The sequence below is a fragment of the Catellatospora aurea genome, assembly GCF_042663325.1.
Taxonomy (GTDB): Bacteria; Actinomycetota; Actinomycetes; order Mycobacteriales; family Micromonosporaceae; genus Catellatospora; species Catellatospora aurea.
The window spans coordinates 152426-172929 of the sequence record NZ_JBHTAC010000008.1 but is presented as its reverse complement, the minus strand read 5'-3'; the positions used below and the strand labels follow the sequence as shown (position 1 = coordinate 172929).

The window sequence follows — 20504 nt, the reverse complement described above, 5'->3', positions numbered from 1 at the left end:
CCAGTGTCGTGATCGATGGAGGACCATCCGGTGGTGCACCACCCCGCTCGCACCAATACACCCCCACCGAACGATCCGCCCGGCTCCCAACATGAGCACCGCGCGACGTTCGGCGAAGTGCTCGCCATCCGCGAGTACCGGGGCATGCTCGGTGCGAGCGTGCTGTCCTGGATCGGCGACTACCTGGCCAAGGCCGCGGTCACCACACTGGTCTACGAGCAGACGCAGTCGGCCGGCATGGCCGCGGCCACCTTCGCCATCAGCTTCGCACCGTGGGTGCTGCTGGGTCCCATGCTGGCGGCGGTCGCCGAGCGGTATCCGTACCGCACGGTAATGATCATCAGTGATCTCGCCCGCATGGTGCTCATCGGGCTGGTCGCGGTCCCGGGCCTGCCGATCCCGGTCCTGATCGGCCTGCTCTTCCTCACCGCCCTGGGCAACCCGCCCTACGAGGCGGCCCGCTCGGCGCTGTATCCGGCCATCCTCGCCGGCGACCGCCTGGTGGTGGGGATCTCGCTGAACCTCAGCGCGGGCCAGGCCGCCCAGATCGGCGGCTACCTCGCCGGCGGCCTGCTCGCCGCCATGAACCCGCGGCTGTCGCTGCTGCTCGACGCCGGCACCTTCGCCCTGTCGGCGCTGCTGCTGACGTTCGTGGTGCGGCACCGTCCGGCGGTGGGCGACCCGGCTGCGCGGCGCAACCTGGTCCGGGAGACCGCCGAGGGCTTCGGGGTGGTCTTCGGGATCCCCGCGCTGCGGGCGATCGCCCTGCTCGTCTTCAGCGTGACCCTGTTCGCGATCGTGCCGGAGGGCCTCGCCGCCGTCTGGGCGCACCACCTCGAACCCGGCGGGGAGGCCGAGCGCGGCTTCGCCCAGGGAATGATCATGCTCGCCAACCCGGCCGGTTACGTGCTGGGCGGCATCGTGATCGGCCGGTTCACCGCACCGCACCTGCGCCGGTTGCTGATCCGGCCGCTGGCCCTGCTCACCCCGATCATGCTGGTGCCGGCGCTGCTCAACCCGTCCCTGTACGCCGTGTGCCTGATGGCCGCGGCCTGCGGCTTCTGCCTGGCCGGCATGCTGCCCGCCATCAACGGGCTCTTCGTGCAGGCGCTGCCGAACGTCTACCGCGCCCGCGCGTTCGGCGTGATGCAGGGCGGAATGCAGATCATGCAGGGCAGCGCGGTGCTGATCACCGGGATGCTGGCCAGCCATTGGCCGCTGCACCAGGTCATCGGCCTGTGGAGCGTGGCCGGCGTGGTGCTGGTGCTGGTGGCGCTGTCCGCATGGCCCGCGCAGGAGCGCTTCACCGCCGCGATCGAGCGCGCCCGGCGGCTCAACGAGGCTCCGGTCGCCGGGTAGCCTGGGCCTGGTGAGTGACCAGCCCGCCACCCCCGCGTCGACCGCCCTGCCGACTCCGAACTATTTCGAACTGCTCGGCGGCGAGGACGCCTTCCGCCTGCTCGTCGACGAGTTCTACGCCGGGGTCGCCACCGACCCGGTGATGCGGCCGATGTATCCGGAGGAAGACCTCGGCCCGGCCAACGAGCGGCTGCGGCTCTTCCTGATCCAGTACTGGGGCGGCCCGAACACGTACTCGCAGGAGCGCGGGCACCCGCGGCTGCGCATGCGCCACGCCCCCTTCGTCATCGGCGCCGTCGAGCGCGACGCCTGGCTGCGCCACATGCGCCACGCCGTCGACGTCCTCGAACTCAGCCCCGAACTCGACAAGATGCTCTGGGACTACCTGGAGCGGGCGGCATTCTTCATGGTTAATGCGGAGCATTAGGCCATGAAGCAGAGGTAGAGCATGGTTGATGCGGAGCAGGAATCCAGCTCGGCGCACAGCGCCGATCCTCGCCCCTGAGCGCGCAGTGACTTCCGGCACCCTTCTCGACTGACCGGTCGAGGAGGGTGCCCTTCTTTTCGGTCGCCTCGTTAACCAGGGGAGGAATTGCCCGGATTTGCGAGGAGACGTCCTGATGCGCCACCGCGTGGTATCGCTGGCCGTGCTGGCCGCGATGGCCCTGCCCGCCGCCGTATGGGCGGCAGCACCCCAGGCCCCGGCCGAGAACCTGAAGCCGCGCCCGGTGCGCACCGTCGACGAGGATCCCGCCGACTGGACGCCGCACATCCTCGACGGCGAGGTGCACGCGCTGGCCGTAGTCGGCCAGGTCGCCGTCGTCGGCGGCGACTTCACCAGGGTGAGCGACAACACCGGCACCGAGGAGTACGAGCGCGAGCACCTGTTCGCCTTCGACCTGGGCACCGGGGCCGTGCTGGAGGACTTCGCGCCGGACGTGGACGGCATGGTCTACTCGCTGACCCCCGGCCCGGACAACTCGGTGTTCGTCGGCGGCTCCTTCGAGGAGATCAACGACGCCGAGCAGCGCGGGCTCGCCCGGCTGGACCTGTCCACCGGGGGGCGCATCCCGGGCTTCGACGCCGCGATCAACTGGGGCGACGTGCGCGGGCTGGCCGTCTCGGACGGGTGGCTCTACCTGGGCGGCTCGTTCACCGCGATCAACGACGTGCCGCGGCGCGGCCTGGCCCGGCTCGACCCGGTCACCGGCGCGGTGGACACGGTGTTCGACGCGCGGCTGGACGCTCCGGAGATCGGCCGGGTGAAGGTCGAGGACATCGCCGTCTCGCCGGCGGGCGACCGGCTCCTGGCGATCGGCGCGTTCACCCGGGTCGGCTCGGCCCGCCGGGTGCAGGCCGCCATGTTCGACCTGACCGGCAACCCGTCGAAGGCCGCCAACTGGTCGACCGACGCGTACGTCCCGCTGTGCCGCGAGGGCTTCGACACCTACATGCGCGCGGCCGACTTCTCCCCCGACGGCGAGTACTTCGTCATCGTCACCACCGGCCGCCTCAGCGGCTGGGAGATCAACTGCGACACCGCGGCCCGGTTCGAGACCTACGCCACCGGCAAGGTCCGGCCCACCTGGGTAAACCACACCGGCGGCGACTCGCTGTACGCCGTCGAGATCGTCGGCGGGGCCGTCTACGTGGGCGGCCACCAGCGCTGGCTGAACAACCCGTACGGCATGGAGTCGGCCGGCCCCGGCGCGGTGGAGCGCCCCGGTGTCGCCGCGATCAACCCGGTCACCGGGATGGCCCTGCCCTGGAACCCGACCCGCTCCCGCGGCGTGGGCGTGCGCGCGTTCGCCATCTCCCCGCAGGGCCTGCTGGTGGGCTCGGACACCGACGAACTGGGCCGGGAGTACCACGGCCGGATCGGGCTGTTCCCCCGCATGGAGTGAGCGGGCTCCGCGCGACACAGACGGATCAGCCGCCTGCCCGGGTGTACGAGACCCGGACAGGCGGCTGTCGCCGTCAGAGGGCCCTGCGGCGGTGGAGAGACGTCCTCAGAGCAGCAGGCCGCCGTCGCTGTGCATCCAGTCCACGAAGGTGGTGGACACCGAGGCGGCGCAGTCGAGCAGCTCCATGAGGAGCGCGTCGTGCACGCCGGAGCGCAGGGGCACCTGCCACTCGGCGTAGATCGGCAGCTGGCCGCGCTCCGTGGGGTCGCCCACGTACGCCTTGGCGAAGCGGCGGGTGTGGTTCCACTCGTTGACCGCCCGGTAGGCCAGGTCGGCCAGCTCCGGCGGGACGGTGGCGTGCGGGCGGGCCCGGATCACCAGGATCTCGTCGTCGGGGCCCTCGACCGCGAACAGCAGGGCGTGCCGCTCCCACAGCGCCAGCAGGCTCTCCTCCCCGTCGGAGAGGTAGCGGATGTCGAGCAGGTCGAGGGTGGCGGCGATGCGGCGCAGGTTGACCTGGGGTGTCTCGGCCGGCGCCAGTGTCGTCGGAGCCGGTGGCAGGCTGTCCATCATGGACAGGTCGTCCGGCACCTCGAAGAGGCTGCGCTGCTGCGGGACCGAACGCGGCCGCGCCTCCCCCGCCGTCGACTGACCCACCCGCAAGCGTTGCCACGAAAACCACGCCATGCCCATGCTCCTGTCCGACCGTAGCCTGAAGCCGACAGATCAATGCTGAGGGAGATTGCTTGCCTACCCTCAGTTCCATCCCCGGCGAGGAGGCTACCCGTACAGCCGTCTTTCGTCATCCCCTTACCGAAGGTCCCGGGCTGAACAGCCGATGTCCGATCAACCTATCGACCGACTGACAATCGGCCGTACGGACAATACGGGTGTCCGGAACCAGGCGGTGCCATAGGAACCGGCGAGCCCGGTCCACGTTCCGGCGGTGACCACCGTCACCTCGTCGGCGCCGAGGAATCCCATCCGGACCAAGCCTTGCACGAGCCGCTGCGGAACCGCGAACGACACGCCGTCCACATCGGACACGCCGCTGATGACGACGTGGTCCAGCAGCGCGTCCCGCAGCACCCGCTGCCCCACGGCACGGCCCTTGAGCCCGGTGGACCCGACGTCGCGCAGGGCCTGCGCGGCCGCGGCGGCCGCACCGCCGACCACCGCCGCGGGCAGCCGCTCGACGGCGCGGGCGGTCGCCGGGGGCAGCGCGCCGCGCCAGCGGTCGTCCAGCGCCGGCGGCTCCGCGACGCCTTCCAGCAGCGCCGACGCCTGCGTCACCCGGTCCCGGTCGACACTGCCGGCGACCGTGCGGGTGACCAGCACGCCCCACGGCAGCGTCGCCCACAGCGCCACCCGGCCCGGTCCGGCCGGGCACAGCCGCACCAGCGTCGCCGGATCCAGCCGCACCAGCCGGTGCAGGAACACCGCCGCGTCGGCGCGGTCGGTCAGGTCGACAGCCATGGCTTCAGGAAACTCTGCTCGGCCTCGCTCATCCGGCGGGGCCGCTGCTTGTCGAGGTCGTACGGCACCAGCACGGACCGGGCCCGGCTGGCCAGCAGGTCACCGTCGAACAGCTCGTAGCAGACGGTGAAGCGGGACGGCTTCAGGTCCTCGATCCACAGCTCGATGCGCACCGGGTCGCCGTAGTCGATCGGCCGCAGGTAGTCCACCTCGTGCCGGGACACCACGATGCCGTCCTCGAAGGAGGTCACCCCGGCCTCCCGGGCGCCGACGAACATCATCGCGACCCGGGCCTCCTCGTACAGGGTGAGGAAGCGCGCGTTGTTGACGTGCCCGTACGCGTCAAGATCGGACCACCGGAGCGCGCAGTGGTAGGTGAATCTCATGGTTCTCCCACTCGCCTTGATCGTTCGCCCGGCCGACCGCGGCCGGCCGGGCGAACGATCACGAAGATCCGGATCAGTCGCGCGTCAGACGGCGGTGGGTGACCCGGTGCGGGCGAGCGGCTTCGGCGCCGAGGCGGTCGATCTTGTTCTTCTCGTACGCCTCGAAGTTGCCCTCGAACCAGAACCACTTCGACTCGTCGGAGTCGGTGCCCTCCCATGCCAGGATGTGGGTGGCCACGCGGTCGAGGAACATGCGGTCGTGGGAGATGACCACGGCGCAGCCGGGGAACTCCAGCAGCGCGTTCTCCAGGCTGGAGAGCGTCTCCACGTCCAGGTCGTTGGTGGGCTCGTCGAGCAGCAGCACGTTGCCGCCGATCTTCAGGGTGAGCGCCAGGTTGAGGCGGTTGCGCTCACCGCCGGACAGCACGTTGACCGGCTTCTGCTGGTCCGGCCCCTTGAAGCCGAACGCGGCCACGTACGCCCGCGACGGCATCTCGACCTTGCCGACCATCAGGTAGTCCAGCCCGTCGGAGACGACCTCCCAGACGGTCTGGGCGCTGTCCAGGCCGGCCCGGTTCTGGTCGACGTAGGACAGGGTCACCGTCTCGCCGACCTTGACCGAGCCCTTGTCCGGGTTCTCGATGCCGACGATGGTCTTGAACAGCGTGGTCTTGCCGACGCCGTTCGGGCCGATGATGCCGACGATGCCGTTGCGCGGCAGCGAGAACGACAGGTTCTCGATGAGCACCCGGTCGCCGAAGCCCTTGACCAGGTCCTTGACCTCGATCACCGTGTTGCCCAGGCGCGGGCCCGGCGGGATCTGGATCTCCTCGAAGTCGAGCTTGCGGGTCTTCTCGGCCTCGTTGGCCATCTCCTCGTACCGGTCCAGACGGGCCCGGGACTTGGTCTGGCGCGCCTTGGCGTTGGAGCGCACCCACTCCAGCTCCTCGGAGAGGCGCTTGCGCATCTTGGCGTCCTTGCGGCCCTCGACCGACAGGCGCGCCGCCTTCTTCTCCAGGTAGGTGGAGTAGTTGCCCTCGTACGGGTAGGCGCGGCCGCGGTCGAGCTCCAGGATCCACTGGGCGACGTTGTCCAGGAAGTACCGGTCGTGGGTGATCGCGATCACCGTGCCGGGGTACTTCGCCAGGTGCTGCTCCAGCCAGAGCACGCTCTCGGCGTCCAGGTGGTTGGTGGGCTCGTCGAGCAGCAGCAGGTCGGGCTGCTCCAACAGCACCTTGCACAGCGCCACGCGGCGCTTCTCGCCACCGGAGAGCGGGCCGACCGGCAGGTCGGGCTCCGGGCAGCGCAGCGCGTCCATGGCCTGCTCCAGCTTGGAGTCCAGGTCCCACGCGTCGCTGTGGTCCAGCTCCTCCTGGAGCCGGCCCATCTCGTCCATCAGCTCGTCGGAGTAGTCGGTCGCCATCAGCTCGGCGATCTCGTTGAACCGGGCGAGCTTGGCCTTGGTGCCGGCGACGGCCAGCTCGATGTTCTGCAGCACGGTCAGCGACTCGTCGAGGCGGGGCTCCTGGGCCACCATGCCCACGGTGTAGCCGGGCATGAGCCGGGCCTCGCCGTTGCTGACGATGTCCTGGCCGGACATGATCCGCAGAAGGCTCGACTTACCCGCGCCGTTCGGGCCGACCACGCCGATCTTGGCACCCGGCAGGAAGTTGAGCGTGACGTTGTCGAGCACAACCTTGTCGCCGTGCGCCTTGCGTGCCTTCTCGAGCGTGTAAATGAACTGGGCCACGGTCGGGCCAACCCCCTTCAGACAGTCTTCGGTTCAATACTCCCAGGTGGTCCCGCGGCCTGGGACATCGGGCCGTGTGCGGCGGATCGCGCCGCCGGGACGTGCGACGATCCGGACAGCGGGTTTGGCGGGGCACGGGCCGGGCATCACGCAGCGGGTTGTGATCAATGCGCCCCGCTGGGATGATCTACACGTATCGCCCCAGCGTGCCGCGCCGATGATCCACCTTTCAGGGGACTTCAGTAGTCTCAGAGGATGGCCCACGATCCACCGATCGGAGGAGAGGCAGCGATGGTCGATCGCAGTCCGTTCGTCGTCGTCGCGAACCGGCTGCCCGTGGACGAAGTGACCACGGACACGCCAGGAGGTCGCGTCACGGGTTCCGGTGACTCCGCCCGCCGCTGGCGGCGCAGTCCCGGCGGGCTCGTCACCGCACTGCACCCGGTGCTCGTCGAGCGCCATGGCACGTGGATCGGCTGGTCGGGTTCGCCCGGCCCGGCTCCGGAGCCGTTCGAGCTGGACGGGATCAACCTGCGGCCGGTGCCGCTCTCCGAAGAAGATCTCGAGCGGTACTACGAGGGCCAGTCCAACGCCACCATCTGGCCGCTCTACCACGACAACGTCGAGCCGCCCGTCTTCCGCCGCCGCTGGCGGGAGGCCTACCGGGTGGTCAACCGCCGCTACGCCGAGGCGGCCGCGGAGGTCGCCGCCGAGGGCGCCACCGTCTGGGTGCAGGACTACCAGCTGCAACTGGTGCCCGCGATGCTGCGGGAACTGCGCCCCGACCTCAAGATCGGTTTCTTCCTGCACATCCCCTTTCCGCCGATCGAGCTGTTCATGCAGCTGCCGCAGCGCGCCGAGGTGCTGCGCGGGCTGCTCGGGGCCGACCTGGTCGGCTTTCAGCAGCGGCTGGCCGCGCAGAACTTCATCCGGCTGGCCCGGCACCTGCTCGGCACGCCGTACCACGGCAACGTGATCGAATACGAGGGGCGCCAGGTCAAGGCCGACGCGTTCCCGATCTCGATCGACGTGGGCGAGATGCAGCGTCTCGCGGACAACCCACTTGTCCGGGAGCGGGCCGTGCAGATCCGGGCCGAGCTGGGAGACCCCAAAACGGTCATCCTGGGCGTGGACCGGCTCGACTACACCAAGGGCATCGAGCACCGCCTGAAGGCATATCGCGAGCTCCTGGCCGCGGGACGGCTTTCCGTGCCGGAATCGGTGATGGTGCAGGTCGCGACGCCGAGCCGGGAACGGGTCGAGCACTACCAGGCACTTCGCATCAAGGTCGAGCGCGAGGTGGGCCGGATCAACGGGGATTTCGGCCGCGTCGGCGTGCCTGCGGTGCATTACCTGCACCAGTCGTACAGTCGCAGTGAGTTGGCCGCGCTGTACTGCGCGGCCGACGTCATGATGGTGACCCCGTTGCGGGACGGTATGAACCTGGTGGCCAAGGAGTACGTGGCGGCACGCTTGGAGCATGGCGGCGCACTCGTGTTGAGCGAGTTCGCGGGCGCGGCCGGAGAGATGCGACAGGCGTTCCTGTGCAATCCCCACGATCTGGACGCGGTCAAGGACGCACTCATGCGCGCGGTCACCGTCGACGAGCACGAGGCCCGGCGCCGGATGAGCGTGATGCAGCGGCACCTGCGGCGTCACGACGTGGCGCGCTGGGCGTCAGACTTCCTGACCGAACTGGGAGCAATACCATGACCCTGGGCATGACCGTCGATCTCGACCGCGACGGCTTCGACCCCGAACTGCGCTCCGCGCTGGCGCAGCTGGCCCGCGTACCGCACCTGCTCGTCGCGTGCGACTACGACGGCACCCTGGCCCCGATCGTGGAGGACCCGTCCGCGGCCGCCCCGATCCCGGAGGCGGTCGCAGCGTTGCGATCGCTGGCCACGCTCCCGCAGACCACCGTCGCGGTGGTCTCCGGGCGAGCGCTGCGCGACCTCGCCGCGCTCTCCCGGCTGCCCAGCGAGGTGCATCTCGTCGGCAGCCACGGCTCCGAGTTCGACATCGGCTTCGTCCAGCGGCTCGCCTCCGACCTGGTCGAGCTGCGCAGCCGGCTGCAGACCGAGCTGGAGCGCATCGCCGCCGAGCACCCTGGCGTACGCCTGGAGAACAAGCCCGCCAGCGTCGCCGTGCACCTGCGCACCGCCTCCCGGGCGGTGGCGGCCGCGGTGACCGACGCCATCCGATGCGGCCCGGCCGCCTGGGCCGGCGTGCACACCACCGAGGGCAAGGAGGTCGTCGAGCTGTCGGTGCTCGCCTCGCACAAGGGCACCGCGATCGACGAACTGCGCCGCCAGGTGTCCGCGGGCGCGGTGCTGTTCATGGGCGACGACGTCACCGACGAGAACGCCTTCCGGCAGCTGTCGGGCAAGGACATCGGCGTCAAGGTCGGCGCGGGCGAGACCGCGGCCAACTTCCGGGTGCAGGACCCACTGCAGGCGGTGCGCATCCTGGCGCTGCTGCTGGACACCCGGCGGCACTGGCTGTTCGGCGAGCGGGCGGTGCCCATCGAGCGGCACTCGATGCTGGCCGACGGCCGCACCGTCGCGCTCATCAGCCCGGACGCCCGGGTGAGCTGGCTGTGCCACCCGCGGCCGGACAGCGCGGCCATCTTCGCCGACCTGCTCGGCGGCGCGCCCGCCGGCCACTTCAGCATCGCCCCGCAACGCGGCGGGCACCCGCTGGGCCAGCGCTACCGCCCCGGCACGATGACCGTGGAGACCCGCTGGTCCGGGCTGACCGTGACGGACTGGCTCGAAGGCGACAGCCTCATGCGCCGCCTCACCGGCAACACCGTGGTCCGCGTCGAGTACGCGCCACGGCCCGAGTTCGGCCAGGTGCCGGTGCAGCTGCAGCCGCTCACCGACGGGCTGCTCGTGCTGGGCACCAGCGAGCACCTGTGCCTGTACTCCCCCGGCGTGGAGTGGGACGTCGTCGACGACGGCGGGCACGACACCGCCCGCGCGGTCATCGACCTGTCGAAGATGAACGGCGAGGCGCTGCTGGAGATGCGCATGCGCAGCCACAACCTGACCGCGCACCCGCTGTCCGCGGGCGAGCGGCTGGAGCTGGTCGAGCAGCCGTGGCGGGAGTGGGCCAACTCCCTGGAGCTGCCCTCGGTCGAGAAGGAGGTGGTCATGCGCAGCGCGCTCACGCTGCGCGGGCTGTGCCACTTCGAGGGCGGCGGCGTCATCGCGGCGGCGACCACCTCGCTGCCGGAGACGCTCGGCGGCATCCGCAACTGGGACTACCGCTTCGTCTGGCTGCGCGACGGCGCGATGACCGTCAAGGCGCTGGTCGAACTCGGCTCGCTGACCGAGGCCGAGGCGTTCCTGCGGTGGGTCGACGGTGTGGTCGACCGGACCGGCGGGCACCCGGAGCGGCTGCACCCGCTCTACACCGTGGACGGCTACGAGCTCGGCCCGGAGGCCGTGATCGAGAGCCTGCCCGGTTACGCCGGCTCCCGGCCGGTGCGCGTCGGCAACGCCGCCAACAAGCAGCTCCAGCTGGACGTGTTCGGCCCGGTCGCGGACGTGCTGATGGCGGTCGCGGACAAGCGCGGCAAGATCCGCCACGAGGAGTGGCGGGTCATGGAGGCCATGGTGCAGGCCTGCTCGCAGCGCTGGCACGAGCCCGACCACGGCATCTGGGAGGCCCGGCTGCCTCCGCGCCACCACGTGTACTCCAAGGTCATGTCCTGGATGACGGTGGACCGTGCCCTGCAGGTGCTGGAGCGGCACACCACCGAGGAACGCCCCGAGTGGGTCGAGCTGCGCGACCGCATCGCCGAGAACGTCCTGCACCAGGGCTGGCACGAGGGCACCAAGGCGTACACGGTGGCCTACGGCTTCCCGGAGATGGACGCCTCCAGCCTGTGGATCGGCCTGTCCGGCCTGCTGGCCGACGACGACCCGCGCTTCCTGGACACGGTGCTGGCCGTCGAGGCCGAGCTGCGTTCCGGCCCGGTCGTCTACCGCTACAAGTGGGACGACGGCATGCCCGGCAAGGAGGGCGGCTTCCACATCTGCACCGCCTGGCTGATCGAGGCCTACCTGCGCACCGGCCGCCGCGCCGACGCCGAGGAACTCTTCGACCAGATGCTCGCCACGGCCGGCCCGACCGGCCTGCTCCCCGAGCAGTACGACCCGGACCTGGAGCGCGGCCTCGGCAACCACCCCCAGGCCTACAGCCACCTGGGCCTGATTCGCTGCGCCCAGCTCCTCGGCCGCTGATCCAGCAAGGAAGGGCACCTTCACAGCGCTATGCGCTGAGAAGGTGCCCTTCTTGACGTCCCGGCAACTATGATAGCGGCAACTATGATAGTTGCCGCTACCATAGTTGTGTGGACGCATCGAAACCTGAGCGGTTGCACGGCCGCGCCCTCGAATGGGACGAGCTGACCGACTTCGTGTCCGCGCCGACGCCCGGCGCGACGCTCGGACTCGTCTACGGCCGCCGCCGCCAGGGCAAGACGCTCATGCTCGAACTGCTCGCCCAGCAGGCCGGCGGTTTCTTCTTCGGCGCCACCCAGCAGACCGAAAGCCAGAACCTGGCCGACCTCGGCCGCGCGCTGGCCGAGCACCGCGGGCTCGGCTCGCCGCTGGCTCCGGCCGACTGGCGCGAGGCGCTGACCGAGCTGATCCGCCTCGGACGGGAGCGGCAGCTACCCGTCGTCATCGACGAGTTCCCGTACCTGGTCGCCACGACCCCGGCCCTGCCGTCGTACCTGCAGCAGGCGCTCAGCCCGCTCGGCGAGGCCAAGCAGGACACCCGCACCCGGCTCATCCTCTGCGGCAGCGCGCTGACCACGATGTCCACGTTGCTCGGCGCGGGCGCCCCGCTGCGCGGCCGGGCCGTGCTGGAACTGGTGGTGCGCCCGTTCGGCTACCGCGAGGCGGCCGCCTTCTGGGGGCTCGACGATCCCGAGCTGGCGTTCCGAGTCAACGCGCTGGTCGGTGGCACCCCGGCATATCTGGAGATGGCCGGCGGCGCGGGTCCGCGCAGCGCCGCCGACGTCGACCGCTGGGTGCAGCGCCGGATCGTCAACCCGGCGTCGGCGATGTTCCGCGAGGGCAGCCTGCTGCTGCGCGAGGACCCGTCGATCGCCGACCCCACGTCGTACGCCGCCGTGCTGACCGCGCTCAGCGCCGGCAAGGTCCGCCGCACCGAGATCGCGGCCGAACTCGGCCGGCCCGCTTCCGCCCTGGCCCACCTGCTCAACGGGCTGCAGGGCATCGGCCTGGTCGAGGCCGTCGACGACGCCCTGCGCAGCAAGCGCACCGTCTACCGGATCACCGAACCGGTCGTCCGGCTGTACCAGCTGATCATCAACCGGCACGAGGCCGAGCTGGTCGCCGGGCGAGCGGAGCAGGTGTGGGACCGCAACAGCGACACCATCGCCTCCAAGATCTACGGCCCGCACTTCGAGGACCTGACCCGGCAGTGGTGCCTGTGGCACGCGAGCGAGCAGACCCTCGGCGGCCTGGCGAGCCGGGCGCTGCCCACCGAACTCCCCTGCCGGGAGCACCGGGCCGGCCACGAACTCGACTCCGTCGTCTGGGAGACCCGCTCCGGCCACCCCGATCGCATCATCGCGATCGGCGAGGCGAAGGCCACCGCGAGCCCCGTCGGCGTCGACGAGCTGCACCGCCTCGAGCACCTGCGCACCCTGTTGCCCGCTGACGCCGCGACCCCCGCGCCCCGGCTGCTGCTGTTCGCCCGCTCGGGCTTCACCTCCGCGCTGAGGCGCACCGCGTCCACCCGCGGCGACGTCGAACTCGTCGACCTGGCCCGCCTCTACCAGGGGTCGTGACGGGCCCGGGTCGCGACGACCGGCCCTGCCGTCGCGCTCACCGGCCGCGGCGCTCCGTGTCGGTCGTGCCGCGCCGCCACGGTGGCCTGCACCGCTTCATGATCTGTTTTTGTGGACGCTGGGTGCCCCTACAGGGGCCGCTGGCGTCCACAAAAACAGATCATGGCTGCGAACGGCCCCGGATCTTCCGGCGGCGCGACCCAGGTCCGGGCGGGGTCAGAAAGTGGTGGGCAGGACGTCGACGACGTCGCCGATGACGACGATGGCGGGCGGGTTCAGCTGCTCGGCCAGGGCGGGCAGGTCGGCGAGGGTCCCGTGGACCGACTTCTGCTGGTCGGTGGTGCCCTCCTGGACGATCGCGGCCGGGGTGGCGGCGTCGCGGCCGTGGGCCAGCAGGCTCGCCACGATGGCGGGCAGGTTCTTGAGGCCCATCAGGATCACCAGCGTGCCGCGCAGCCGGGCCAGCGCGGGCCAGTCCACCAGCGAGTCCGGGTGATCCGGGCCGATGTGCCCGCTGATCACGGTGAACTCGTGCGCCACCCGGCGGTGCGTCACCGGGATGCCGGCTGCCGCGGGCACCGAGATCGCACTGGTCACGCCAGGCACGACGGTCACCGGGACACCCGCCTCGGCGCAGGCCAGCACCTCCTCGCCGCCGCGGCCGAAGACGTACGGGTCGCCGCCCTTGAGGCGTACCACGAACAGGCCCGCCTTGGCCCGCCCCACCAGGATGCGGTTGATCTCCTCCTGCTGCGCGGCCGGACCGTACGGCAGCTTCGCCACGTCGACGAGTTCCACGTCCGCGCGCAGCTCGTCGAGCAGCAGGCCGGGCCCGAGCCGGTCGGCGACCACCACGTCCGCGGCGGCCAGCAGCCGGCGGCCCTTGACCGTGATCAGCTCCGGGTCGCCGGGGCCGCCGCCCACCAGCGCCACGGTGCCCTTGACCGTCTCCGGCACCGTCGCCTCGTCGGTGGCCAGCAGGTTCGCGATGCGGTCACGCACCGCGACCGCCCGCCGGGGCGAACCGCCAGCAAGAACGGCGACCGTCACCGCCCCGTGCCGGGCCACGGCCGGGGTCCAGGCGCTCGCGGCGTGCCGGTCGTCGGCGCGTACGCAGAAGATGCGGCGACGCTCAGCGGCGCCCGAGACCGACTCGGCGGCCTCGTGGTCGTCGACCGCGACCTGCACCAGCCAGACGCCGTCCAGGTCGTCCTCGGCGAACGGCCGCTCCTGCCAGGTGAGCCGGCCCGCGTCGGCCAGGCCGCGCAGCGCCGGGGTCAGCTCCGGCGCGACCAGGCGCACCTGTGCCCCGGCCGCCAGCAGCGCGGGCACTCGCCGGGTCGCCACCGCGCCCCCGCCGACGACCAGCACCAGCCGCCCGTCCAACCGCAACGCCAGGGGATACAGCTCAGTCACGGGCGTCCTCACTCGGTTCGCACGGCGAGCCACCACCCGCCGCCGCGGCCGCCGTGGCGGCGGCCGCTGTCATCCTCGTCTGTGCAGTGAAACCGGGCTCGACCCGGTGGGCTCACTCCTCGACTTTCGCGGCTACTCCGGCGCTGTCGAATGTCGCCATCTCGTGCAGGACCCGCACCGCGCCGGCCACGATCGGGTAGGCCAGCACCGCGCCGGTGCCCTCGCCCAGCCGGAGGCCGAGGTCGAGCAGCGGGTTCAGTTCGAGCTGCGACAGGGCCACGCTAGCGCCCGGCTCCACCGACTGGTGTCCGGCGATCATGGCGTCCCGGCTGCTGGGCGCGATGGCGGCGGCGGTCAGCGCGGCGGCGGCCGCGATCACGCCGTCGAGGATGACGGGCACCCGGCGCGACGCCGCGCCCAGGATGAAGCCGGCCAGCCCGGCGTGCTCCAGACCGCCGATCGTCGCGAGCACGGCCACCGGGTCGCTCGCGGCGTCGTCGCCCCAGGACGGGCCGTGCAGCGCCAGCGCCTGCCGGATGACCTCGACCTTGCGCAGGTGGGTGGGCGCGTCGATGCCCGTGCCGTAGCCGGTGACCACGCCGGGGTCGCGCCTGGTGAAGGCCGAGATGAGGGCCGCCGACGCGGTGGTGTTGCCGATGCCCATGTCGCCGGTGAGCAGCACCCGCGCCCCGCCGTCGATCATCGCGTGCGCGGTCTGGATGCCGACCTCCAGCGCGGCCTGCGCCTCGGCGCGGGTCATCGCGGGCTCGACGGTCATGTCCCGCGTCCCGGCGCGGACCTTGGCCGAGACCAGGCCGGGTGCCGGGGGCAGGTCGGCGGCGACGCCGATGTCGACCACGGTCACCGCGACGCCGGTCTGCCGGGCGAACGCGTTCACCGCCGCGCCGCCGGCCAGGAAGTTCGCGACCATCTGCGCGGTGACCTCCTGCGGCCACGGCGTCACGCCCTGCGCGTGCACCCCGTGGTCACCGGCGAAGATCGCCAGCTGGGCCGAGTCCAGCAGCGGCGGCGGGCAGACCGCGGTCAGGCCGGCCAGGCGTACCGACAGTTCCTCCAGCTCACCCAGCGATCCGGCCGGCTTGGTCAGCCGGGCCTGCAGTTCGCGGGCCTGGTTCATCGCGGCGGCGTCGAGCGGACGGACCGCCTCGATCGTTAAGCCCAACAGCTCACTCGTCACGACCTCACCTCACCATGTCGACTGTCGCGATGCCGACTCGGGGGCAGAAATCGTCGCGTCTTTTACTGCTTTGAATCCTTCTTCTGAGTAGTTTGTCCTACCTTTGTAGGGTGAAGCCGCTTAGCCGCCTAAAAGGTGCAATTTCCGCCACTGGACGCCTCGCGCCGATCCTGCGGTCCGGCCTGATCGCGGGCGTCGTCGTAGCCGCGGTCACCTACCCCCTCGCCGCCGTCGGCGGCCTGGGGCTGAAGGCCGGCGCAGATTTCTACGACTCGCTGCCCTCGGAGCTCAAGAGCCTGCCGCCGGCGCAGACCAGCTACGTGTACGCCTCGGACGGCAAGACGCTGCTCACGAACTTCTACGAGGAACACCGCAAGTACACGCCGATCGCGAGCATCTCGGAGAACATCCGCAAGGCGATCGTGGCCAGTGAGGACGGGCGCTTCTACGAGCACAACGGCGTCGACGCCAAGGGCATCGCCCGCGCCTTCGTGGCCAACCACACCGCGGGCGAGGTGTCCCAGGGCGCGTCGACCCTGACCATGCAGTACGTGCGCATGGCCCTGCGCGACGGCGCGCAGACCCCCAGCGAGGTCATGGCGGCGACCGAGCAGACCCCCATCCGCAAGATCCGCGAGGCGCGGCTGGCCATCAAGGTAGAGAAGGAGATGTCGAAGACCGACATCCTGGAGCGCTACCTGAACGTGGCCTACTTCGGGCACCGCGCGTACGGCGTCTTCGCCGCGGCGCAGATCTTCTTCTCCAAGCTGCCGCAGGATCTGACGCTGGCCGAGTCGGCGACACTGGCGGGCCTGGTCAAGGCGCCGACCGCGTACGACCCGGCGGGCAGCGACCAGACGGCGGCCACCCAGCGGCGCAACTACGTGATCGACCGCATGGCCGAACTCGGCTACATCACTCCCGCGGTCGCGGAGACCACGAAGAAGGAGCCGATCAAGCTCAAGATCACCGAGCCGCCGAACGACTGCATCGCGGTCGCCAAGAAGAACAACAGCTGGGGCTTCTTCTGCGACATGTTCAAGAACTGGTGGCTGTCGCAGCCCGCCTTCGGGGCCAACCCCGGTGAGCGCGAGGACAACCTGCGCCGCGGCGGCTACAAGATCACCACTTCGCTGGACCCGAAGGTCCAGGACATCGCGATGGACCACGTCACCAAGCGCCAGCCGATCGGCAGCGCGTACGCCCTGGGCGAGGTGGTCGTGCAGCCCGGCACCGGGCTGGTCAAGGCGATGGCGGTGAACCGCACGTACTCGCTCGACCAGGCCGGCAACGGCGCGCACACCGACCCCAAGCGGTACGGCAAGATCAAGGGCAACTACCCGAACACGGTGAACCCGCTGCTCGGTGGCGGCAACCTGCCCGGATACCAGGCCGGCTCGACGTTCAAGATCTTCACGATGGTCGCCGCGCTCGACGCCGGCATGAAGATGAACACCTGGTTCTACGCGCCGCACCGCTACAAGTCGCAGTACTTCGCCGGCTGGGGCGAGCGCGGCTCCTGCGGCGGCGGGCACTGGTGCCCGTCCAACGCGAGCGGCTCGATGACCGGCAACCACGCCATGTGGTCGGGCTTCGGCAAGTCGGTCAACACGTACTTCGTGCAGCTGGAGCAGAAGGTCGGCGCGGACAAGGCGGTCCGCATGGCCGAGCGGCTCGGCCTGAAGTGGCGCACCGACATCGACAAGCTGCAGGCCTCCCCGGGCAAGTCCAAGACCTGGGGCTCGTTCACCCTCGGCGTCGCGGACACCACGCCGCTGGAGATGGCCAACGCGTACGCCACCATGGCCGCCGACGGCAAGTTCTGCGAGGTCCTGCCGGTCACCGGAATCGTCAAGCCCGACGGCACCCCGGCGATGATGGACGTCAAGGGCAAGCAGGTGCCGGTCGCGACGCCGCGCTGCCGGCAGGAGGTCAGCAAGGACGTGGCCCGTGCCGCCACCGACGCGATGCGCTGCGTCACCGGGTACGGCGCGGCCAAGGGCGCCTGCGGCGGCTGGTCCACCGCGCCCGGCGTGTACGGCATGGTCGACCGCCCGGTCGCCGGCAAGACGGGCACCACCGACGACACCCGCGCCGCCTGGTTCGTCGGCTTCACCAAGGAACTGGCCGCGGCGTCGTTCATGGCCGACCCGGACAACCCGTTCCACGCCACCGGCGACTACAACTCCTGGAAGCCGATCGAGACCGTGGCGTACACCCTGAAGGACGCGCTCAAGGGCAAGGACGTGCAGCAGTTCACGCCGCCGTCGGACAACATCCTCGGCAAGAAGCCGGCGAACCTGCCGAAGATGAAGAAAAAGAAGAAGAACTGAACGGCTCACACAGCGAAGGGGCCCCGCCGGTCGGCGGGGCCCCTTCGCGTTGCCGCCTCAGCGCAGGTCGGCCGCGACGATCGACCAGACCTCCAGGTCCACCCGGCCGCTGTGCACGTAGCCGGCGTTGCGCAGCAGGCCCTCGTAGGTGAAGCCCGCCTTCTCGGCCACCCGGCGCGAGGCCGTGTTGCCTGGGGCCACCCGCAGCTCGATGCGCTGGAAGCCGTGCTCCAGCACCAGCGCCAGGGTCAGCGCGTCCACCGCCTCCGGAGCCATGCCCAGCCCGCGGGTGTCCGCCGAGACCGCGTACGAGATCTCGGTGACCCGGCCGACCCAGTCCGTGCGCTTCGTCCACAGGCAGCCGACCAGGCGCTGGTCCTCGCGCCGCACGATGCCGTAGTGGTCGCCCGCCCCGCTGTCGCGGCGCTCGCCCGCCATCTCCGTGCACCACGAGCGCCCGTCGATCTGCCCGAACTCCTTCGGGAACGGCAGCCAGCGCTGCGTCTGCTTGTCCGCGAAGATCTCCGTGACCGGGTCGGCGTCGGCGGCCAGCAGCGGCCGCACGTCCAGCCGCGGGGTCTGCACGGTCATCGTCGGAAAACGGCGTACGGCGACGTTGCCCAGCCCGGCCACGCCGGGATCGTTGGCAGGCATACGAGGACTCCAGACGTGAGGGCGGCCGCCTCGGCGGAACACATGTGCTGTTTCACGGACGCGCGGCCGCTGTCCGAAGCTGCACCATACCCGCTGGCCCAACCGGTCGCCCGAGTGACCGCTCCACCGATCGGCCGTGACAGAACTCACAGCTCAGGGCATAGGTAAACTGCCCGGGTGCACGCCCTCCTCACCCGCCGCTGGCTGACCGTCTTCGCCGTCGCCCTGCTCGCCTCCTTCGTGATGGTGCTGCTCGGCCGCTGGCAGTGGAGCCGGTACGAGCTGCGCAGCGCGATCAACGACCGGATCGACGCCAGCACCGTGGTCACGCCGGTGCCGGTGGGCGACGTCCTGGCCCCCGCGACCGGCAAGGGCGCGGCGCCGGGACCCGGCGAGGCCGCGGCCTGGACCCGGGTCACCACGACCGGGCGGTACGACACCACGCAGGAGATCCTGGTCCGCAACCGCACCGTCGACGGCACGGTCGGCTACGAGATCCTCACGCCGCTGCTGCTCGCCGACGGCTCGGCGCTGCTCGTCGACCGCGGCTGGGTCCCGCCGCACCCCGACGGCATCACCGTCGCGCCGCGGTTCCCCGCCGCGCCGGGCGGCACCGTCACCGTCGTCGGCCGGGTGCACCTGACCGAATCCGGCGCGAGCGGCGTCGACCAGCGCAACGGCCACTGGGAGACCCGCCGCGTCAGCGTGCCCGCGATCGCGGAGAAGCTGCCCTACCCGGTGCTCGGCGCGTACCTGCTCGCCGACGCCGACACCCCCGGCGCGCAGGGCCTCACCGCGATCGAAGTCGGCCACGAGAACGACTGGCTCAACCTCGGCTACGCGGTGCAATGGTGGATCTTCGCGGCCGGCGCCCTGGTCGGCGTCGCCTATCTGGCTCGCAAGGACCTGCGCGAACAGCGGGCCGCCGCGGAGACCGGCACCGGCCCGGACCCCGACCTCGACCCGGAATCCGCACCCGCCGACGCCGCGACGCCCGCCTGAGCTGCCCCGACGCAGCAACATCGGTTTCGTCCCGGCCGCCGCGCCCAACCGTCCGGTGTGTACGCCGCTGCCGGACACCGGGCCGGGCACGGGCGGTCACCCCGATGAGCGCTGATGCCGTTGCGGGCCAGCGGCTATCGTGCCGGTGTGACCGACGAGCAGCCCGACAAGCCGACCCCCGACCTGCCGCCCACCCTGCCGCTGCCGACCGAGCCGCTGGCGGCCTTCGGTGCGCGTGCCCGGGCCGAGATGCCCGGTGCGGCTCAGGTCCCCGTCGCTGCTCCACCGAGCGAACCCCCGGCCCTGCCCACCATGCCGGTGGTCTACGTCGCCACCCCGCCCGTGCCCCCGGCCGACCCGACGCAGCCCCTCCCGGCCGCCCCTGCAGTGGGCTCGGCGCAGGTCCCCACCCCACCGGCCCCTATCGCGCCGGCGGTAGGTTCCGCGCAGGTCTCCACTCCCCCGGTCGCGCCCGCCGTCGGGTCCGCGCAGGTCTCGGCTCCCACAATCCCGTCGGCCGCAGCACCGCTCGCGCCCACCGCGCCGATCTCCTCCGCACCCGCTGTGGGGTCGGCACAGGTGTCCAGCCCTCCGGTCGCGCCGCCCGCACCGCCGCTCGCGCCCACCGCGCCCATCTCCTCCGCACCCGCTGTGGGGTCCGCGCAGGTCTCGACTCCTCCGGTCCCGCCCGTTGCGCCGCCGCCCGCGGCTCGGGCTACGCAGCCCGCGCCGCCTCGGTTGCAGTTGCCGAACGAGCCGGCTCCGGCGACCCGTCCCCCGGCCACGCCCCCACCCGGCGGCCGGCCGCCGGGCCGGGGCCGGTGCTGGTGCAGCTCGGTGAGGTGTCGGTCAGCTCGACCACCATTCACACGCCGTCGGGCGAGATCCCGCTGCGCGGTTCGCAGTGGACGGTCAGCGACCAGTGGCACTCCCAGCAGCGCATCCCCGCCTGGGCGGTGGTCTGCGCGGTGGTGGGCTTCTTCCTGGTCTGCTTCCTGAGCCTGCTCTTCCTGCTCGCCAAGGAGACCCGGTACAGCGGCACAGTGCAGGTCCTCATCACCAACGGCCCGCGGCAGTACGTGATCCGCATCCCGGTGACGGATCAGCGCGTGGTGGCCCACATCCACGCCCAGGTCAACTACGCCCGCTCACTGGCCGCCCTGTAGCGGCCCGCCGGGGCGCACCTTAATCGACGG

General features: G+C 71.3%; 16 protein-coding genes. 9 read left to right on the top strand and 7 right to left on the bottom strand.

What is annotated here, in order from left to right; genetic code table 11:
• Window positions 1–15 precede the first annotated feature (15 nt).
• The 3 genes from ACFQO7_RS10830 (at window position 16) to ACFQO7_RS10820 (ending at window position 3263) form a co-directional block, all read left to right on the top strand.
• Window positions 16–1359 (top strand): MFS transporter, encoded by a 1344-nt coding sequence (locus ACFQO7_RS10830; protein ID WP_376806225.1) that lies wholly within the window; start codon window positions 16–18, stop codon window positions 1357–1359.
• Between the two features lie 10 nt (window positions 1360–1369).
• Window positions 1370–1786: a globin gene (locus ACFQO7_RS10825; RefSeq protein WP_376806224.1), complete on the top strand. Its 417-nt coding sequence runs from the start codon at window positions 1370–1372 to the stop codon at window positions 1784–1786.
• A 193-nt stretch (window positions 1787–1979) separates the two neighbouring features.
• Window positions 1980–3263: a PKD domain containing protein gene (locus tag ACFQO7_RS10820; protein ID WP_376806223.1), complete on the top strand. Its 1284-nt coding sequence runs from the start codon at window positions 1980–1982 to the stop codon at window positions 3261–3263.
• Between the two features lie 105 nt (window positions 3264–3368).
• On the opposite strand, the gene ACFQO7_RS10815 is transcribed toward ACFQO7_RS10820, so the two are convergent.
• The 4 genes from ACFQO7_RS10815 to ettA all read right to left on the bottom strand — a co-directional run bounded on the left by ACFQO7_RS10815 (window position 3369) and on the right by ettA (window position 6875).
• The gene (locus tag ACFQO7_RS10815) at window positions 3369–3950 is read right to left on the bottom strand and encodes a type III secretion system chaperone family protein (RefSeq protein WP_376806222.1); all 582 of its coding nucleotides are present in this window, start codon (window positions 3948–3950) and stop codon (window positions 3369–3371) included.
• A 159-nt stretch (window positions 3951–4109) separates the two neighbouring features.
• Window positions 4110–4739 (bottom strand): DUF8185 domain-containing protein, encoded by a 630-nt coding sequence (locus tag ACFQO7_RS10810; protein WP_376806221.1) that lies wholly within the window; start codon window positions 4737–4739, stop codon window positions 4110–4112.
• A complete protein-coding gene (locus ACFQO7_RS10805; protein ID WP_120316575.1) occupies window positions 4724–5125 on the bottom strand; it encodes an acyl-CoA thioesterase in 402 nt (133 codons plus the stop codon). Before ACFQO7_RS10805 ends, ACFQO7_RS10810 begins: the two co-directional genes overlap by 16 nt.
• A gap of 73 nt (window positions 5126–5198) precedes the next feature.
• On the bottom strand, window positions 5199–6875 hold the full coding sequence (gene ettA / locus ACFQO7_RS10800) for an energy-dependent translational throttle protein EttA (RefSeq protein WP_376806220.1): 1677 nt from the start codon (window positions 6873–6875) through the stop codon (window positions 5199–5201).
• A 291-nt stretch (window positions 6876–7166) separates the two neighbouring features.
• Between ettA and ACFQO7_RS10795 the strand changes: the two genes are divergently transcribed.
• The 3 genes from ACFQO7_RS10795 to ACFQO7_RS10785 all read left to right on the top strand — a co-directional run bounded on the left by ACFQO7_RS10795 (window position 7167) and on the right by ACFQO7_RS10785 (window position 12705).
• Complete coding sequence (locus ACFQO7_RS10795) at window positions 7167–8588, top strand: alpha,alpha-trehalose-phosphate synthase (UDP-forming) (protein ID WP_376806219.1); 1422 nt, start codon at window positions 7167–7169, stop codon at window positions 8586–8588.
• Window positions 8585–11125 carry a trehalose-phosphatase gene (gene otsB, locus ACFQO7_RS10790; protein ID WP_376806218.1) on the top strand — a complete coding sequence of 847 codons (2541 nt, stop codon included), beginning with the start codon at window positions 8585–8587 and terminating at the stop codon, window positions 11123–11125. The genes ACFQO7_RS10795 and otsB overlap by 4 nt, the downstream gene beginning before the upstream one ends.
• A 110-nt stretch (window positions 11126–11235) precedes the next feature.
• The gene (locus ACFQO7_RS10785) at window positions 11236–12705 is read left to right on the top strand and encodes an AAA family ATPase (protein ID WP_376806217.1); all 1470 of its coding nucleotides are present in this window, start codon (window positions 11236–11238) and stop codon (window positions 12703–12705) included.
• 216 nt (window positions 12706–12921) lie between these two features.
• On the opposite strand, the gene cobA is transcribed toward ACFQO7_RS10785, so the two are convergent.
• Window positions 12922–14121, bottom strand: coding sequence for a uroporphyrinogen-III C-methyltransferase (gene cobA, locus ACFQO7_RS10780; protein WP_376806216.1), 1200 nt, complete (start codon window positions 14119–14121; stop codon window positions 12922–12924).
• Between the two features lie 112 nt (window positions 14122–14233).
• Window positions 14234–15307 carry a nicotinate-nucleotide--dimethylbenzimidazole phosphoribosyltransferase gene (gene cobT / locus ACFQO7_RS10775; protein ID WP_376806259.1) on the bottom strand — a complete coding sequence of 358 codons (1074 nt, stop codon included), beginning with the start codon at window positions 15305–15307 and terminating at the stop codon, window positions 14234–14236.
• A 122-nt stretch (window positions 15308–15429) separates the two neighbouring features.
• On the opposite strand from cobT, the gene ACFQO7_RS10770 reads away from it, so the two are divergent.
• Window positions 15430–17652 carry a transglycosylase domain-containing protein gene (locus tag ACFQO7_RS10770; protein ID WP_376806215.1) on the top strand — a complete coding sequence of 741 codons (2223 nt, stop codon included), beginning with the start codon at window positions 15430–15432 and terminating at the stop codon, window positions 17650–17652.
• A gap of 57 nt (window positions 17653–17709) precedes the next feature.
• Here the strand turns inward: ACFQO7_RS10770 and ACFQO7_RS10765 are convergent, their stop codons facing one another.
• On the bottom strand, window positions 17710–18306 hold the full coding sequence (locus ACFQO7_RS10765) for a GNAT family N-acetyltransferase (RefSeq protein ID WP_360540167.1): 597 nt from the start codon (window positions 18304–18306) through the stop codon (window positions 17710–17712).
• A gap of 177 nt (window positions 18307–18483) precedes the next feature.
• Here ACFQO7_RS10765 and ACFQO7_RS10760 point away from each other — a divergent pair, with 177 nt between their 5' ends.
• On the top strand, window positions 18484–19308 hold the full coding sequence (locus ACFQO7_RS10760; protein WP_376806214.1) for an SURF1 family cytochrome oxidase biogenesis protein: 825 nt from the start codon (window positions 18484–18486) through the stop codon (window positions 19306–19308).
• Between the two features lie 821 nt (window positions 19309–20129).
• Window positions 20130–20474 carry a hypothetical protein gene (locus ACFQO7_RS10755; RefSeq protein ID WP_203698531.1) on the top strand — a complete coding sequence of 115 codons (345 nt, stop codon included), beginning with the start codon at window positions 20130–20132 and terminating at the stop codon, window positions 20472–20474.
• Window positions 20475–20504: the final 30 nt, after the last annotated feature.